Origin of the sequence: Streptomyces corallincola, assembly GCF_019104725.1 — a bacterium.
Taxonomy (GTDB): Bacteria; Actinomycetota; Actinomycetes; order Streptomycetales; family Streptomycetaceae; genus Streptomyces; species Streptomyces corallincola.
Genome location: NZ_JAHRXF010000021.1, coordinates 1 through 16304 on the forward strand (window position 1 = coordinate 1; position 16304 = coordinate 16304).

Consider the following 16304-nt stretch of genomic DNA (forward strand, 5'->3'; position numbering starts at 1 on the left):
CCGCCCGCCGTCAAGCCCGAGATCCACGCCCGCGACGGCTTCGAGGTGGACCACCAGGAGGACGAGGACCTCCCCCCGGTCTTCACCACCGTCCCCACCAAGCAGCGGATCGTCTTCCTCACCATCGACGACGGCTCCGAGAAGGACCCCCGGTTCCTCCAGATGATGCGGGACCTGAAGGTGCCGTACACCTCGTTCCTCAGCAACTACCTCGTCAAGGACGACTACGGGTACTTCCGCAAGGCCCAGTCCTACGGCAACACCCTGGACAACCACACCCTGCACCACCCCTACCTGCCCGCCCTCTCCTACGACGAGCAGCGGCACGAGATCTGCGACATGCAGGACATCATGGAGAAGCAGTTCGGCAAGCGCCCGAAGGTCCTGCGCCCGCCGTACGGCAACTACAACCAGGACACCCTGCGCGCCGCCAAGTCCTGCGGGATCAAGTACGCCCCCATCTGGAACGAGGAGGTGTACGTGGACCACTGGGAGTACCGCGAGGACGACAAGCGCATCCGCAACGGCGACATCGTCCTCACGCACTTCCGGGGCACGTCCGACTGGGACGGCACGATGGTGGACGACATGCGGCGCTTCCTCGACAAGGTGACCGGTGAAGGCTTCGCCGTGGCCCGCCTGGAGGACTACCTGTGATCCGCCGGGATCGGCCGCGCCCACCGGCGCCCCGCCGGGCCGGGAGCCGGGGACGGAAGCGGGCGGCCACGGCCGCCGTCGCCGCCGTCCTCGCCCCGGCCCTGCTGCTCGCGGGCTGCGCCCAGTCGGTCGATCCCATCGAACGTCTCGGCCGACGGGCGGCCCAGGGGGTACGGCCGCCCGCGCCCGAGGACGCCTACCGCCGCTGGGGCCTGGCCGCGCCGCTCGCCGCCCCGCCCGGCCGCCCGGCCGCCGGACCCGCCGCGCACACCGCCGCCGCCCCGCGCGTGCTGGACCACGTGGACACCGCCGACCGGGTCGTCTTCCTCACCTACGACGACGGCGCCGAACGCGACACCGAGTTCGTGGACATGGTCCGCGAACTGCGGCTCCCGGTCAGCCTGTTCCTCACCGACGGCGTCGTCGGCCCCGGCTACGGCCACTTCGCGGCGCTGCGCGCGGTCGGCGCCCAGATCGAGAACCACACCTTCGACCACGCCGCGCTGCGCGGACTGCCGTACGCCGGGCAGCGCGCCGAGATCTGCGGCCAGCAGGACAAGCTCAGGGCCCGTTTCGGCCTGCGCCCCCGGCTGCTCCGGCCGCCCTACGGCAGGTACGACACCACCACCCTGCGCGCCGCCGCCGACTGCGGGATCTCCGCGCTGGTGCTCTGGCGCGCCGCGCTCACCGGCGGCGGGCTCGCCTTCGCGCACGGCGAACAGCGGCTGCGGCCCGGCGACATCGTGCAGATGGGACCCGACGGCGCGGTCGGCGCCCCGCTCCGAGACCGCACCGTGCGGCTGCTGCGCCGGGTGCAGGCGGAGGGGCTGACGGTGGGCCGCCTGGAGGACTACCTCTGAGGGCGGCGCGGGCCCGCCGGACGGGCTCCGGCGCACGACGCGCCGTACTGCATTGGCACTCCGCTTGACCGAGTGCTAATCGCGGCCATAGTCTCGGCTCTGGCACTCGGCAGATGAGAGTGCCAAACAGCGACGGGCAGTTCCGGCACCCGCGACGACGGGACCACCGGTCGCCACCTCAGACAGTTAACCCCGTGAGATCTCCGAAGGGGGAGGTCGGATCGTGACGACCGCCAGCTCCAAGGTTGCCATCAAGCCGCTTGAGGACCGCATCGTGGTCCAGCCGCTCGACGCCGAGCAGACCACGGCCTCCGGCCTGGTCATCCCGGACACCGCGAAGGAGAAGCCCCAGGAGGGTGCTGTCCTCGCCGTCGGTCCGGGTCGCTTCGAGAACGGCGAGCGCCTGCCGCTCGACGTCAAGGTCGGCGACGTCGTGCTCTACAGCAAGTACGGCGGCACCGAGGTGAAGTACAACGGCGAGGAGTTCCTCGTCCTCTCGGCCCGCGACGTGCTCGCGATCATCGAGAAGTAGTCACCTCAGGCACCACCGGTGCCTTCCACCGCGCCCCTGGCCCCCCGAGACCACACAGGAAACCGGGCGCCCAGGGGCGCGGTGTTTTTTTCCACCCATAGATTTCCGAGAGGGCCCCGCTGTCATGGCGAAGATCCTGAAGTTCGACGAGGACGCCCGTCGCGCCCTTGAGCGCGGCGTCAACAAGCTGGCCGACACGGTCAAGGTGACGATCGGCCCCAAGGGTCGCAACGTCGTCATCGACAAGAAGTTCGGCGCCCCCACCATCACCAACGACGGTGTCACGATCGCCCGTGAGGTCGAGCTCGACGACCCGTACGAGAACCTCGGCGCGCAGCTGGTGAAGGAGGTGGCGACCAAGACCAACGACATCGCGGGCGACGGCACCACCACCGCCACCGTGCTCGCCCAGGCGCTGGTGCGCGAGGGTCTGAGGAACGTCGCCGCGGGTGCCTCTCCCGCCTCGCTGAAGAAGGGCATCGACGCCGCCGTCAAAGCCGTCTCCGAGGAACTGCTCGCCTCGGCCCGCCCGATCGATGAGAAGTCCGACATCGCCGCCGTGGCCGCGCTGTCCGCCCAGGACCAGCAGGTCGGCGAGCTGATCGCCGAGGCGATGGACAAGGTCGGCAAGGACGGTGTCATCACCGTCGAGGAGTCCAACACCTTCGGTCTGGAGCTGGACTTCACCGAGGGCATGGCCTTCGACAAGGGCTACCTGTCCCCGTACTTCGTCACCGACCAGGAGCGCATGGAGGCCGTCCTCGACGACCCGTACATCCTGATCACCCAGGGCAAGATCAGCTCCATCCAGGACCTGCTGCCGCTGCTGGAGAAGGTCATCCAGGCCGGTGCGTCCAAGCCGCTGCTGATCGTCGCCGAGGACGTGGACGGCGAGGCGCTGTCCACCCTGGTCGTCAACAAGATCCGCGGCACCTTCAACGCCGTCGCGGTGAAGGCCCCCGGCTTCGGCGACCGCCGCAAGGCCATGCTCCAGGACATCGCCACCCTCACCGGTGCGACCGTCATCTCCGAGGAGGTCGGCCTCAAGCTCGACCAGGCCGGTCTGGACGTGCTGGGCACCGCCCGCCGCGTCACGGTCACCAAGGACGACACCACGATCGTGGACGGCGGCGGCAACTCCGGCGATGTCCAGGGCCGCGTCGCCCAGATCAAGGCCGAGATCGAGAACACCGACTCGGACTGGGACCGCGAGAAGCTCCAGGAGCGCCTGGCGAAGCTGGCCGGCGGCGTGTGCGTGATCAAGGTCGGCGCCGCCACCGAGGTGGAGCTGAAGGAGAAGAAGCACCGTCTGGAGGACGCCATCTCCGCGACCCGCGCCGCGGTCGAGGAGGGCATCGTCTCCGGTGGCGGCTCCGCGCTCGTCCACGCCGTGAAGGTCCTGGAGGGCAACCTCGACAAGACCGGCGACGAGGCCACCGGTGTCGCGGTCGTCCGCCGCGCCGCCGTCGAGCCGCTGCGCTGGATCGCCGAGAACGCCGGCCTCGAGGGCTACGTCATCGTCTCCAAGGTCGCCGAGCTGGACAAGGGCAACGGCTACAACGCCGCCTCCGGCGAGTACGGCGACCTGGTCAAGGCCGGTGTCATCGACCCGGTCAAGGTCACCCGCTCCGCCCTGGAGAACGCCGCCTCCATCGCCTCCCTCCTGCTCACGACCGAGACCCTGGTCGTCGAGAAGAAGGAAGAGGAGCCGGCCGAGGCCGCGGGCCACTCCCACGGCCACTCCCACTGACCCACGGTCAGCAGGCCACACCCGCCGACGCGCCGTCGGCGGCCCGAGGCCCGGCCCCTCTCCGGAGGGCGCCGGGCCTCCGGTGTTCCCGGCCCCGCGTCCGGCCCGTTCCCGGTCGGTGTCCGGTGCCGTGAAAGCGCCTACTGCGGCCCGAACTTCCGCCCCGTCCGGGACGTCACCCCGCCCAGCAGGCCCCGCGGGGTCAGCTTCACCACGCCCATCAGGGCCTTGTAGCGGGGGTCGGGGACGGAGACCGTACGGCCGCGGGCGAGGTCGGTGAGGGCGGCGGCGACGAGTTTGTCGGCGTCGAGCCACATCCAGCCGGGGATGTTGTCGGTGCCCATCCCGGCCCGCTCGTGGAACTCGGTGCGCACGAAGCCGGGGCACAGCGCCATCAGGCGGACCCCGGTGCCCGCGAGGTCCTTCGCGGCGCCCTGGGTGAACTGCACCACCCACGCCTTCGATGCGCCGTACGTGCCGCGCGGGACGAAGGCCGCGACCGAGGCCACGTTCACCACACCCCCGCGCCCGCGCTCCCGCATCGCCTCCGCCGCCGCCGAGGTCAGCCGGAGCACCGCCTCGCAGTGCACCTTCAGCATGCGCAGCTCGTCGGACATGGCGACATCCAGGTAGCGGCCCTTGTTGCCGAACCCGGCGTTGTTGACCAGCAGGTCCACGGGGCGCCTGCGGTCGGCGAGCCGTTCGGTCACCGTCTCGATGCCCGTGTCCTCCGCGAGGTCGGCGGAGAGCACCTCCACCTCGACACCGTGCCGGTCGTGCAACTCGGTGGCCTGCTCGCGCAGCCGCCCGGTGTCCCGCGCGACCAGCACCAGGTCGTGCCCGTCCGCCGCCAGCCGCCGCGCGAAGGCGGCGCCGATCCCCGCCGTCGATCCTGTGATCAGAGCCGTTGTCATGGCCCAAGGGTAGTGACCCGCGACCGCCGTATTTCGCCGCGTGACGGGTCCTCAGCGCACCTGGTCCATCACGTACTTGCGGGCCTTCGCCAGCGCCTCCGGGTGCAGCGCGTCCCCCGCCTCCGGCAGTCTGGACAGCAGCTCCCGCTCGGTGGTGACCGCTCTGAACTGGAGCGCCGCCGTGATCCCGTGGCCGGGCCGGTGCACGACCTCGATCGGGTCGCCCGCCCGGATCTCGCCCGGCGTGATCACCCGCAGGTAGGCACCGGCCGCCGCCTTCCGGGTGAACCTCTTCACCCAGCCCCGTTCGGCCAGATGGCCCTGGAACGTACGGCACGGAATCCGCCCCGAGGTCACCTCAAGGACCAGTTCCGGACCCACCCGCCAGCGCTCCCCGATCAGCGCGCCGGACACCTCCAGGCCCTCGGTCGTCAGGTTCTCCCCGAAGCAGCCGTTCGGCAGCGGCCGTCCCAGCTCGCGTTCCCAGCCGTCCAGGTCCTCGCGGGCGTAGGCGTACACCGCCTGGTCGTCGCCGCCGTGGTGCCGCAGGTCGCAGACCGCGTCCCCGGCGAGCCCGCTGCCCCCGGTCCCCTTCGGTCCGGGCGCCGTCACCCGCACCGGCCCGTCCACCGGCCGCTTGTCCATAGCGGTCACCCCCTGCGGATGGTCGGTGTACGGCACGGGACGCGGGCCGCCGAGATTGAGCGAGAGCACCTTCATGTCCAGCACGGTACGGGACCCCGTCCGGCGCACGGCAGGGGAAAGACCCCCGGATCTTCCCTCCGGCAAGCCCCCGGACGCCCCATCGGGCCTACCCCCGGCGGCACCCCGTCCCGCCCCGCCCGTCTCGCCCCGCCCATCCCGTCCCGCCCGTCCCATCCCGTCCCGCCCATCACCTTCGGGCCGTCCCCCACCGGCCCCCCGGCACCCTCCCCCCTCAAAGCTCTCGCACCGAACGGGGTGAAGACTCCAAGGCAGGCTTATGCTCGAAAGGTGATCGAGGCCCGTCATCTCCGTGTCCTGCGCGCCGTCGCCGCCACCGGCTCCTTCTCGGCGGCCGGGCGCGAACTGGGCTGCACCCAGCCCGCGGTGAGCCAGCAGATGAAGGCCCTGGAAAGCTCGGTCGGCACCCCGCTGCTGGTGCGCGGCGGACGGGAGATGCGGCTGACCCAGGCCGGAGAAGCCCTGGTCAGGCACGCCTCCGGCATCCTCGCCGGGCTCACCGCCGCCGAGGAGGAGGTAGCCGCCATCGCGGGCCTCAGGGCGGGGCGGGTCCGGCTGGTCTCGTTCCCGAGCGGCAGCTCCACCCTGGTCCCGGCCGCCCTCGCCGCCCTGCGGGCCGCCCACCCCGGCACCCGCGTCTCGCTGGAGGAGGCCGAGCCGCCCCGCTCCGTCGAGCTGCTGCGCGAGGGCGACTGCGACATCGCCCTCGCCTTCCGCTACGAGGGCGCCGCCACCGAGGAGTGGGACGACCTGGTCGTCCGGCCGCTGCTCACGGACCGGCTGGTCGCGCTGGTCCCGGAGCGGCACCCGCTCGCCCGCGCCGGGTCCGTCGGCATCGGCGAACTCGCCGCCGACCCCTGGATCGCGGGCTGCCCGCGCTGCCGCCGCCAGCTGGTCGAGGTCTGCGAGAGCGCCGGATTCACCCCCCGCATCGACTTCGCCACCGACGACCATCCGGCGGTGATAGGGCTGGTCGGCGCCGGTCTCGGCGTCGCCGTCCTGCCCCAGCTCGCGGTGGAGTCGGTCCGGCCGCGCGGGGTGCGCGCGATCGCGCTCGAACCCGTCGTACGGCGCCGGATCGTCGCCCTCACCCTGCCCGACCTGGCGGGCGTCCCGGCCGTCGCGGCCACGCTGAAACAGCTGGCCCGCGCGGCCGAACGGCAGACGGGACGCCAAGACGCACCCGGGTAGGGCACGGATGACGGGCGGGTGATCCGGTGACGCGGGGGGTGCGGCTGTGTGCCGGGGTCCGTGCCGGGGTCGGCCTCCTGGTTCTCGTGGGCGTACGGCCGCGTACGCCCGTCAGTTATCGCAAAAACGTTCCTTCACGCGTCGTGACCGGCGTTCGCCCCGGCCGCCGACGCCGTGGCCGACACGAGGCGGTTACGGGCCCGCCCCATCAGCTCCTCGCGCTCGTCCTCGGTGAGTCCGCCCCACACTCCGTACGGCTCGCGCACCGCCAGGGCGTGCGCCGCGCACTCCGCACGGACCGGGCACCTCATGCAGACCTCCTTGGCCGAGTTCTCACGGGCGCTCCGGGCCGCCCCGCGCTCGCCCTCCGGGTGGAAGAACAGCGAGCTGTCCACTCCGCGGCAGGCCGCGAGCAGTTGCCAGTCCCACAGGTCCGCGTTCGGTCCGGGAAGGCGGGAGAAATCTGCCATTACGTGACCCCTTGTAGCCGTTCTGGGCGGATACGGTGCCATCGACCGTACATCTCCGGTCTAAGGAGATGAAAATATGACTCATTGCGAATCTAGCTCCAGACACTGAGAAATGGGAGCAAAAACGACTAAATGGGGCAGCGGTTGTGATGAAAAGTCGTGGGTCCGCCGGGCATGTCTGCACCGTGTCGGTGCCACCACGTAGAGTGCCGAAGTCGGCACGCGGGGCCGTAACTCTTTCGAGTGACCGTCGTTGAGAGTGCGGAGGCGGTTGAAGCCACGAGTGCTCGGGCAGGCGTCCGAGACGGTTCGACCGCACAGGTGACGATTCCGTACCAGCCTGGAGGCTCAAGGTGACGCGCATCAGCTGCGGAGGGCGGTCATGACATCCGTCCTCGTCTGTGACGACTCCCCGCTCGCCCGAGAGGCGCTGCGCCGCGCGGTGGCGACCGTGCCCGGCGTCGAGCGTGTGACCACGGCGGCCAACGGCGAGGAAGTCCTCCGCCGCTGGGGCGCCGACCGCTCCGACCTCATTCTCATGGATGTGCGCATGCCCGGCCTGGGCGGTGTCGAGACCGTGCGTCGGCTGCTCTCCGCCGACCCCGGTGCGCGCATCATCATGCTGACCGTCGCCGAGGACCTGGACGGCGTGGCCCTCGCGGTCGCCGCCGGGGCCCGCGGCTATCTGCACAAGGACGCCTCGCGCGCCGAACTGCGGGCCACGGTCACCCAGGCCCTCGCCGATCCGACGTGGCGGCTCGCCCCGCGTCGGCTCCGCTCGGCCGAGATGGGCGCCGCACCCACCCTCACCGCACGTGAGATCCAGGTGCTCGAAGGCATGAGCCACGGCCGCTCCAACGCCGAGATCGGCCGCGAGCTGTTCCTCTCCGAGGACACCGTGAAGACCCACGCCCGGCGGCTGTTCAAGAAGCTCGGCGCCTCGGACCGCGCCCACGCGGTGGCGCTCGGCTTCCGCTGGGGCCTGGTCCGCTAGGGCGCTTCCGCTCGATGTCCCGCCCCCCGTCCGGAGGGGCGGGGCGGCGCGGACACGTCCCGCCGCCGATCCGGTTTCGGTGCCCTGGGGTCCGCCCGTCTCCCGCGCTCGGACCGGCCGCTACGGCCGGACGGGTGTCCGCCCTCCGGGCGGTGCGGGCGGAGGGCGGGACCGGATCGCGGTGGACGGCGCCGGGCGCCCCGACGGGCGGTGCGGTGAGCCGCTGAGATCATCCGCACCCGCGCCGACCTGGCGTTTCGGACCGCCCCGGCGGTCGGGGAATCCGCTCCCGCGGGACACCGCGGGGGCGGCAGGGGTCCGTGGAGCGGGTGCCACGGCGGGAAACGGACGCATCCGTGCCGAGCCGCGCGAGCCGGCTCCGCCGACGACCGCTGCTCGTTTCGGCGCGGATGCCGCATCCTTGAGATGTGGAGTCTCTCGGGGACGAGTCGGTCGAGCGGAAGGGGAGGGCGCAGGGGATGAGTGCCGGCGCACCTGCTCATAACGCTTCGGTGCACAACCACGACCGTGATGCGGTGGACCGTACGCCCACAGGGCACGATGGTCCGATGCGCGACGACGAGCCAGGTCCGGCGACCGGACCGATCGGTGCCCTGGTGCACCGCGCCGTCGAGGGGGACGAGCAGGCCACGCACGATCTGCTCGCCCATGTCCATCCGCTCGCGCTGCGGTACTGCCGCACCCGGCTGTCCCGGCTGCCCGGCGACGCCCGGCACTTCGTGGAGGACCTCGCGCAGGAGGTCTGCGTGGCCGTCCTGCTCGCCCTGCCGCGCTACCGCGACACCGGACGCCCCTTCGAGGCGTTCGTCTTCGCCATCGCCTCGCACAAGGTCGCCGACCTCCAGCGGGCCGCCATGCGCCATCCCGGCTCGACCGTCGTGCCCTCCGACGAGATGCCGGAGCGCCCCGACGACTCCCTCGGCCCGGAGGAGCGCGCGCTGCTCAGCAGTGACGCGGCCTGGGCGAAGAAGCTGCTGGCCAATCTCCCGGAGAACCAGCGCGAACTGCTGGTGCTGCGGATCGCGGTGGGCCTCACCGCCGAGGAGACCGGCCAGATGTTGGGAATGTCACCCGGTGCCGTCCGGGTCGCGCAGCACCGCGCGCTGAGCAGGCTGCGCGCGCTCGCCGAGCAGTAGCCCCCCCCCCGCGCGGGAGCCCTCCCCATCGGTCCCGGTGACCGTTCGCAGTCGTATCGACGTACGAACGTACGAAGTGTGAGCGCCTGTGGACAGTGGAATTCGCCAGGTGCGATTCCCGTTAGCATGGACATCCGCACCGATCAAGGCCATTGGGGAAGGTGTCATGTCTGCAAACGTCGGAGTGCCCGACAAGTTCGCCTCGCTCGGGCTGACCTACGACGACGTGCTGCTGCTGCCGGGCGCGTCGGACATGGCGCCCGACGAGATCGACACCGCCTCGTACGTCTCCCGGAACGTGCGGGTCAACATCCCGCTGCTGTCCGCCGCGATGGACAAGGTGACCGAGTCCCGCATGGCCATCGCGATGGCCCGGCAGGGCGGCGTGGGCGTGCTGCACCGCAACCTCTCCATCCAGGACCAGGCCAACCAGGTCGATCTGGTCAAGCGCTCCGAGTCCGGCATGGTCACGGACCCCATCACCATCCACCCCGACGCCACGCTCGCCGAGGCCGACGAGCTGTGCGCGCGGTTCCGGATCAGCGGCACCCCGGTGACGGACGCCGACAAGAAGCTGCTCGGCATCGTCACCAACCGCGACATGGCGTTCGAGACCGACCGCAACCGCCGGGTGCGCGAGGTCATGACGCCGATGCCGCTGGTCACCGGCAAGGTCGGCATCTCCGGCGCCGAGGCGATGGCGCTGCTGCGCAAGCACAAGATCGAGAAGCTGCCGCTGGTGGACGACGCGGGCGTCCTCAAGGGCCTCATCACCGTCAAGGACTTCGTCAAGGCCGAGCAGTACCCGAACGCGGCCAAGGACGCCGAGGGGCGGCTGCTGGTCGGCGCGGCCGTCGGGGTGGCCGGTGACTCCTACGAGCGCGCCCAGGCACTGGTCGAGGCGGGCGTCGATTTCATCGTCGTGGACACCGCCCACGGGCACTCCCGGCTGGTCGGGGACATGATCGCCAAGATCAAGTCCAACTCCGCCGGGGTGGACGTCATCGGCGGCAACATCGCCACCCGTGACGGCGCCAAGGCGCTGCTCGACTCCGGCGCGGACGGCATCAAGGTCGGGGTCGGCCCCGGTTCCATCTGCACCACCCGTGTGGTCGCCGGTGTCGGCGTCCCGCAGGTCACCGCGATCTACGAGGCCGCGCTCGCCGCCAAGGAGGTCGGCGTCCCGGTCATCGGCGACGGCGGTCTGCAGTATTCCGGCGACATCGCCAAGGCCCTGGTCGCGGGCGCCGACACCGTGATGCTCGGCTCGCTGCTGGCCGGGTGCGCCGAGTCGCCGGGCGAGCTGATGTTCATCAACGGCAAGCAGTTCAAGTCGTACCGGGGCATGGGTTCGCTGGGTGCCATGCAGACGCGCGGCGACCGCAAGTCCTTCTCCAAGGACCGGTACTTCCAGGAGGGCGTCGCCTCCGACGACCAGCTGATCCCCGAGGGCATCGAGGGGCAGGTGCCCTACCGGGGCCCGCTCTCCTCCGTGGTGCACCAGCTCGTCGGCGGTCTGCGCCAGTCGATGTTCTACGTCGGCGGCCGTACCGTGCCCGAGCTGCAGAGCAACGGCCGCTTCGTGCGGATCACCTCGGCGGGCCTCAAGGAGAGCCACCCGCACGACATCCAGATGACCGTCGAGGCCCCCAACTACAGCGGCCGCTCGTGAGCTGAGCGCACGCGCACGCGTGCCGTACGGCGGAGGCGGTTCCCGGTGGCTCACCCTGGGGACCGCCTCCGCCGTACCGGTCGGGGATACTGGGAGCGCCGCAATGCTTCAGGGAAAGGCCAACACGTGACTGAGATCGAGATCGGGCGCGGCAAGCGTGGCCGCAGGGCGTACGCGTTCGACGACATCGCCGTCGTCCCCAGCCGCCGTACGCGGGACCCGAAGGAGGTCTCGATCGCCTGGCAGATCGACGCCTACCGCTTCGACCTGCCCTTCCTCGCCGCCCCGATGGACTCGGTCGTCTCCCCGGCCACCGCCATCCGCATCGGTGAGCTGGGCGGCCTCGGCGTCCTGAACCTGGAAGGGCTGTGGACGCGGTACGAGGACCCGCAGCCGCTGCTGGACGAGATCGCCGAACTGCCCGCCGAGCGCGCCACCCGCCGCCTCCAGGAGATCTACGCGGCTCCCATCAAGGAGGAGCTGATCGGCGCCCGCATCAAGGAGGTGCGCGACTCCGGCGTGGTCACGGCGGCGGCGCTCTCCCCGCAGCGCACCGCGCAGTTCTCCAAGGCGGTCGTGGACGCGGGTGTGGACATCTTCGTCATCCGGGGTACGACGGTCTCCGCCGAGCACGTCTCCTCGGCCGCCGAGCCGCTCAACCTCAAGCAGTTCATCTACGAGCTGGACGTGCCGGTGATCGTCGGCGGCTGCGCCACGTACACCGCCGCCCTGCACCTGATGCGCACCGGCGCGGCGGGTGTCCTGGTCGGCTTCGGCGGCGGCGCCGCGCACACCACGCGCAACGTGCTGGGCATCCAGGTGCCGATGGCGACCGCCGTCGCGGACGTGGCCGCCGCCCGCCGCGACTACATGGACGAGTCCGGCGGCCGGTACGTCCACGTCATCGCGGACGGCGGGGTCGGCTGGTCCGGCGACCTGCCCAAGGCGATCGCCTGCGGCGCCGACTCCGTGATGGTCGGCTCCCCGCTCGCCCGCGCCACCGACGTGCCCGGCAAGGGGCACCACTGGGGCATGGAGGCGGTCAACGAGGAGCTGCCGCGCGGCAAGAAGGTGGACCTCGGCACGGTCGGCACCCTGGAGGAGATCCTCGCGGGGCCGTCGCACACCCCCGACGGCTCGATGAACTTCTTCGGCGCCCTGCGCCGCGCGATGGCCACCACCGGCTACAGCGAGCTCAAGGAGTTCCAGCGGGTCGAGGTCACGGTGGCGGACAGCCAGCACCGCCGCTGACGCGGACCCCCGCGACGAGGGGCCCGGCCGATCGATTCGGCCGGGCCCCTCGTCATGCGCGGGTGCGGTGGTTCAGGAAGCGGCCTTGCGGGTGTTCCCGAACGCGAGGAACGCGGCCACGCCCAGGAAGAGGAAGGTCATCGGGTCGGCGTCGTCCCGCCACACCTGCTGGACGACGTCGAAGTGGTCGAACATCACCGTGGAGAAGTCCCGCCCGACCTTCTTGGCGATGATCATCGCGTCCCCGACGAGCTGCCCGGCGTAGACCGAACCGAGCGCCAGCACCAGGCTCAGCACCGGGAGCGCGGAGTTGCGCCCGCCCGCCCTGCCCGCGGCCCAGCCGATCAGGAAGCCCACGCCGATGGCCGCCCAGCCGATCTCGCGCTCGGTGGTGCCGATGATCACGCCGTACAGTCCACCGGCCACCAGGGCGGCGACCACGGCCGCGACCGCGCCGAGAAGGAAGTTGTTGCGCACGGGCACGGGCGTCGGCACCGGCACGACCGGCGGCGCGAACGCGCCGGGCTGCGGCGGGTACGGCGCCTGGGGTGCGGCCGGTGCGGCCGGTGCGGCCGGTGCGGCCGGTGCGGCCGGGGCCGCCGGGGCCGCCGGGGTGGACGTGGCGTCCTTGGTGGCGTACGGGTTGCCGTCCACGGGGACGGGCTGCTGGTGCGGTGGCGTGACGGAGTCGCTCATGACGGAATTTCCCCCCGGCGCGGTGCCGTTGCGGACCGCTGGATGAAGAAGACGGATCGGTGTCGATGAACCGCTCCGCATCCCCTGAGCGTCGCGGGTCCGGGGGAGACTAACAGCCGCCGCCGACAACGCCGTTGCCGTATCGCCTTCGTGGCCGGTGCGGACGCGCCCCGCGCGGGAGCGCCCAGGGTCCTTCAGAGCCGGTGCGCCGCGCCCGTCGGAGTCGCTCCCCTGGTGTCCAGCAGGAGTTGGGCCTTCACGGAGAGGCCCTGGAGGTCGTAGGTGCGGTGGTGCTGGAGCAGGATCGTCAGGTCGGCGTCGGCCGCCGCCTCGTAGAAGGAGTCGGCGCGCGGGACCGGGTGGTCGAGGATGTTCCAGGACGGCACCAGCGGGTCGTGGTAGCTGACCGAGGCGCCGAGTTCCATCAGGTTCAGGGCGATCTCGCGGGCCGGGGTGCCCTGGAGGTCGGCGACGTCGGGCTTGTACGTGACGCCGAGCAGCAGGACGCGGGCGCCGCGCGCCGACTTGCCGTGCTCGTTGAGGAGGGCGGCGGCGCGCTGCACGACGTAGCGGGGCATGCGCCGGTTGACCTGTTCGGCCAGTTCGACCATGCGCAGTGAGCCGCCCGCGCGCCCGGAGAGGTCCTGCGGGAGTCCGTGGCCGCCGACGCCGGGGCCGGGCCGGAACGCCTGGAAGCCGTAGGGCTTGGTCTCCGCACAGCGGATGACGTCCCAGAGGTCCACGTTCCACTCGTGGCAGAGCACGGCCATCTCGTTGACCAGGGCGATGTTGACGTGCCGGTAGTTGGTCTCCAGCAGGTGCACGGTCTCCGCCTCGCGCAGCCCGCGCGCCCGGACGACCTTGTCGGTGAGCCGTCCGTAGAAGGCGGCGGCGGACTCGGTGCAGGCGGGGGTGAGGCCGCCGATGACCCGGGGGGTCCCGGCCGGGGTGCGGTCGCGGTTGCCGGGGTCGATGCGGGTGGGGGCGTGCGCGAGGTGGAAGTCGCGCCCGGCGCGCAGTCCGGAGCCCTCCTCCAGCAGGGGGCGCAGGAACTCCTCGGTGGTGCCGGGGAGTACGGGCGACTCCAGGATGACCGTGGTGTGCGGGCGGAGCACCCCGGCGAGGGTGCGGGCGGCCTTCTCGATCTGGCCGAGGTCGGTGCGGCCGTCGGCGCCGCGCGGGGTGGGCGCGCAGATCACGGCGGTACGGACGCGGCCGAGTTGTGCGGGGTCGGTGAGCGGCCGGAACCCGGCGGTGCGCATCCGGCGCAGCTCCGGCTGGCTCAGCCCGCCCGTCTCCGGGCCGGTGGCCCAGCCGAGGGTGGGGATGCCGGCGGCGACGGCGGCCTGGGCGAGCGGCAGACCGTAGGGACCGAGTCCGATGACGGCGAGATCGGCGGGCATGGCGTGTGCCGTCCTTCCCAGTAGCCGAAGCGGCGCGGATGCGCAACCGCTGTGGGCAGCATGTACGAGCGCACTGTCACACTAGGAGTAAATATGACCGTTATGTGGGATTGTGTTCGTGTGTCTTCGGGGGTAGCGCGCGGGTTTTCCCCAGGTGAGGGCCCGTGGTGGCCGAAGTCGGACAGTCCGGTCAGAATTTGGGCATGAGCAGGGGGTGAACCGGGAGCCGTATCTGCGGGTGCGGCCGTCCCGGACGGTGTGCGACATGCGGGAGGCAGCGGTGAGGACGGCGACTCTGGGCCCGGCGCAGCGGGCCGAGGCACTGGCGGCGATGGCGGAGCGCGAACTCGACGTGCTGGTGATCGGCGGCGGGGTGGTCGGCGCGGGCACCGCGCTCGACGCGGTCACCCGCGGTCTGTCCACCGGTCTGGTCGAGGCCCGCGACTGGGCGTCCGGCACCTCCAGCCGGTCCAGCAAGCTCATCCACGGCGGGCTGCGCTACCTGGAGATGCTCGACTTCGCCCTGGTCCGCGAGGCGTTGAAGGAGCGCGGCCTGCTGCTGGAGCGGCTCGCCCCGCACCTGGTGAAGCCGGTGCCGTTCCTCTACCCGTTGCAGCACAAGGGCTGGGAGCGGCTGTACGCGGGCTCGGGCGTCGCGCTGTACGACGCGATGTCGATGGCGCGCGGACACGGCCGGGGGCTGCCCGGCCACCGCCATCTGACCCGGCGGCACGCGCTGCGCGTGGCTCCCTGCCTGAAGAAGGACGCCCTGGTCGGCGCCCTCCAGTACTACGACGCGCAGATGGACGACGCCCGCTTCGTGGCCACCCTGGTGCGCACGGCCGTCTCCTACGGCGCGCACGCCGCCAACCGGGCGCGGGTCACCGGCTTCCTGCGCGAGGGCGAGCGGGTCGTCGGCGCCCGCGTCCAGGACGTCGAGGGCGGCGGGGAGTACGAGATCCGGGCCAAGCAGGTCGTCAACGCCACCGGGGTCTGGACCGACGACACCCAGGGCATGGTCGGCGAGCGCGGCCAGTTCCACGTCCGCGCGGCCAAGGGCATCCACCTGGTCGTCCCGAAGGACCGCATCCACTCCAGCACCGGGCTGATCCTGCGCACCGAGAAGTCCGTGCTGTTCGTCATCCCCTGGGGACGGCACTGGATCATCGGCACCACTGACACCGACTGGGACCTCGACAAGGCGCACCCGGCGGCCTCCAGCACCGACATCGACTATCTGCTGGAGCATGTGAACGCCGTGCTCTCGGTGCCGCTCGGCCGGGACGACGTGGAGGGCGTGTACGCCGGGCTCCGCCCGCTGCTGGCCGGTGAGTCGGAGGCGACCAGCAAGCTGTCCCGCGAGCACACCGTGGCGCATCCGGCGCCGGGGCTGGTGGTCGTGGCGGGCGGCAAGTACACGACGTACCGGGTCATGGCCAAGGACGCGGTGGACGAGGCGGTGCACGGGCTGGACACCCGCGTCGCGGACTGTGTCACCGAGGAGGTCCCGCTGCTCGGCGCCGAGGGGTATTCCGCGATGTGGAACGCGCGGGCCCGGATCGCCGCCCGCGCCGGACTGCACGTGGTCCGCGTCGAGCACCTGCTCAACCGGTACGGCTCGATGGCCGACGAGGTGCTGGGGCTGATCGTCGCCGATCCCTCGCTGGGCGAGCCGCTGGCCGCCGCCGACGACTATCTGCGCGCCGAGGTCGTCTACGCCGCCTCGCACGAGGGCGCCCGGCACCTGGACGACGTGCTCACGCGCCGTACCCGCATCTCCATCGAGACCTTCGACCGGGGCACCCGCAGCGCCCGTGAGGCGGCGGCGCTGATGGCGCCGGTGCTCGGCTGGGACAAGGACCAGATCGAGCGCGAGGTCGAGCACTACGAGAAGCGGGTCGAGGCCGAGCGCGAGTCGCAGCGCCAGCCCGACGACCTGACGGCGGACGCGGCACGTCTGGGGGCGCCGGACATCGTGCCGCTGAGCTGATCCGAGCCGGGACCAGGGGGTGCGGAGGGGCGCCCCGGCGGCGG

General features: G+C 71.8%; 15 protein-coding genes. 10 read left to right on the forward strand and 5 right to left on the reverse strand.

What is annotated here, in order from left to right; genetic code table 11:
- The 4 genes from KUM39_RS15385 to groL form a co-directional block, all read left to right on the forward strand.
- Positions 1-657: polysaccharide deacetylase family protein (locus KUM39_RS15385; RefSeq protein WP_217786202.1), on the forward strand; the 657-nt coding region annotated here is incomplete at its 5' end.
- A 101-nt stretch (positions 658-758) separates the two neighbouring features.
- Positions 759-1517 carry a polysaccharide deacetylase family protein gene (locus tag KUM39_RS15390; RefSeq protein WP_246620192.1) on the forward strand — a complete coding sequence of 253 codons (759 nt, stop codon included), beginning with the start codon at positions 759-761 and terminating at the stop codon, positions 1515-1517.
- Positions 1518-1740: 223 nt separating this feature from the next.
- Complete coding sequence (gene groES, locus KUM39_RS15395; RefSeq protein ID WP_046426823.1) at positions 1741-2049, forward strand: co-chaperone GroES; 309 nt, start codon at positions 1741-1743, stop codon at positions 2047-2049.
- A gap of 124 nt (positions 2050-2173) precedes the next feature.
- A complete protein-coding gene (groL, locus tag KUM39_RS15400) occupies positions 2174-3799 on the forward strand; it encodes a chaperonin GroEL (RefSeq protein WP_217786203.1) in 1626 nt (541 codons plus the stop codon).
- Between the two features lie 140 nt (positions 3800-3939).
- Here groL and KUM39_RS15405 read toward each other — a convergent pair whose 3' ends face one another.
- Both KUM39_RS15405 and KUM39_RS15410 read right to left on the reverse strand, forming a co-directional pair.
- Positions 3940-4713 (reverse strand): SDR family NAD(P)-dependent oxidoreductase, encoded by a 774-nt coding sequence (locus tag KUM39_RS15405; protein ID WP_217786204.1) that lies wholly within the window; start codon positions 4711-4713, stop codon positions 3940-3942.
- Between the two features lie 51 nt (positions 4714-4764).
- Positions 4765-5433 carry an MOSC domain-containing protein gene (locus tag KUM39_RS15410; RefSeq protein ID WP_217786205.1) on the reverse strand — a complete coding sequence of 223 codons (669 nt, stop codon included), beginning with the start codon at positions 5431-5433 and terminating at the stop codon, positions 4765-4767.
- A 273-nt stretch (positions 5434-5706) separates the two neighbouring features.
- Here KUM39_RS15410 and KUM39_RS15415 point away from each other — a divergent pair, with 273 nt between their 5' ends.
- Positions 5707-6627 (forward strand): LysR family transcriptional regulator, encoded by a 921-nt coding sequence (locus tag KUM39_RS15415; protein WP_217786206.1) that lies wholly within the window; start codon positions 5707-5709, stop codon positions 6625-6627.
- Between the two features lie 134 nt (positions 6628-6761).
- Here the strand turns inward: KUM39_RS15415 and KUM39_RS15420 are convergent, their stop codons facing one another.
- Positions 6762-7097: a WhiB family transcriptional regulator gene (locus KUM39_RS15420; protein ID WP_217786207.1), complete on the reverse strand. Its 336-nt coding sequence runs from the start codon at positions 7095-7097 to the stop codon at positions 6762-6764.
- A gap of 382 nt (positions 7098-7479) precedes the next feature.
- On the opposite strand from KUM39_RS15420, the gene KUM39_RS15425 reads away from it, so the two are divergent.
- The 4 genes from KUM39_RS15425 (at position 7480) to KUM39_RS15440 (ending at position 12171) form a co-directional block, all read left to right on the forward strand.
- Positions 7480-8091 carry a response regulator transcription factor gene (locus KUM39_RS15425; RefSeq protein ID WP_003948568.1) on the forward strand — a complete coding sequence of 204 codons (612 nt, stop codon included), beginning with the start codon at positions 7480-7482 and terminating at the stop codon, positions 8089-8091.
- 569 nt (positions 8092-8660) lie between these two features.
- Complete coding sequence (locus tag KUM39_RS15430; RefSeq protein WP_217786208.1) at positions 8661-9248, forward strand: sigma-70 family RNA polymerase sigma factor; 588 nt, start codon at positions 8661-8663, stop codon at positions 9246-9248.
- Positions 9249-9414: 166 nt separating this feature from the next.
- The gene (gene guaB / locus KUM39_RS15435; protein WP_217786209.1) at positions 9415-10920 is read left to right on the forward strand and encodes an IMP dehydrogenase; all 1506 of its coding nucleotides are present in this window, start codon (positions 9415-9417) and stop codon (positions 10918-10920) included.
- A gap of 126 nt (positions 10921-11046) precedes the next feature.
- Entirely contained in the window at positions 11047-12171 is a 1125-nt protein-coding gene (locus KUM39_RS15440; RefSeq protein WP_217786210.1) for a GuaB3 family IMP dehydrogenase-related protein, read from the forward strand.
- Positions 12172-12243: 72 nt separating this feature from the next.
- On the opposite strand, the gene KUM39_RS15445 is transcribed toward KUM39_RS15440, so the two are convergent.
- Positions 12244-12867: a hypothetical protein gene (locus KUM39_RS15445; RefSeq protein WP_217786211.1), complete on the reverse strand. Its 624-nt coding sequence runs from the start codon at positions 12865-12867 to the stop codon at positions 12244-12246.
- A 194-nt stretch (positions 12868-13061) separates the two neighbouring features.
- Positions 13062-14270 carry a nucleotide sugar dehydrogenase gene (locus tag KUM39_RS15450; protein ID WP_217786212.1) on the reverse strand — a complete coding sequence of 403 codons (1209 nt, stop codon included), beginning with the start codon at positions 14268-14270 and terminating at the stop codon, positions 13062-13064.
- 280 nt (positions 14271-14550) lie between these two features.
- Between KUM39_RS15450 and KUM39_RS15455 the strand changes: the two genes are divergently transcribed.
- Entirely contained in the window at positions 14551-16260 is a 1710-nt protein-coding gene (locus KUM39_RS15455; protein ID WP_217786213.1) for a glycerol-3-phosphate dehydrogenase/oxidase, read from the forward strand.
- Positions 16261-16304: the final 44 nt, after the last annotated feature.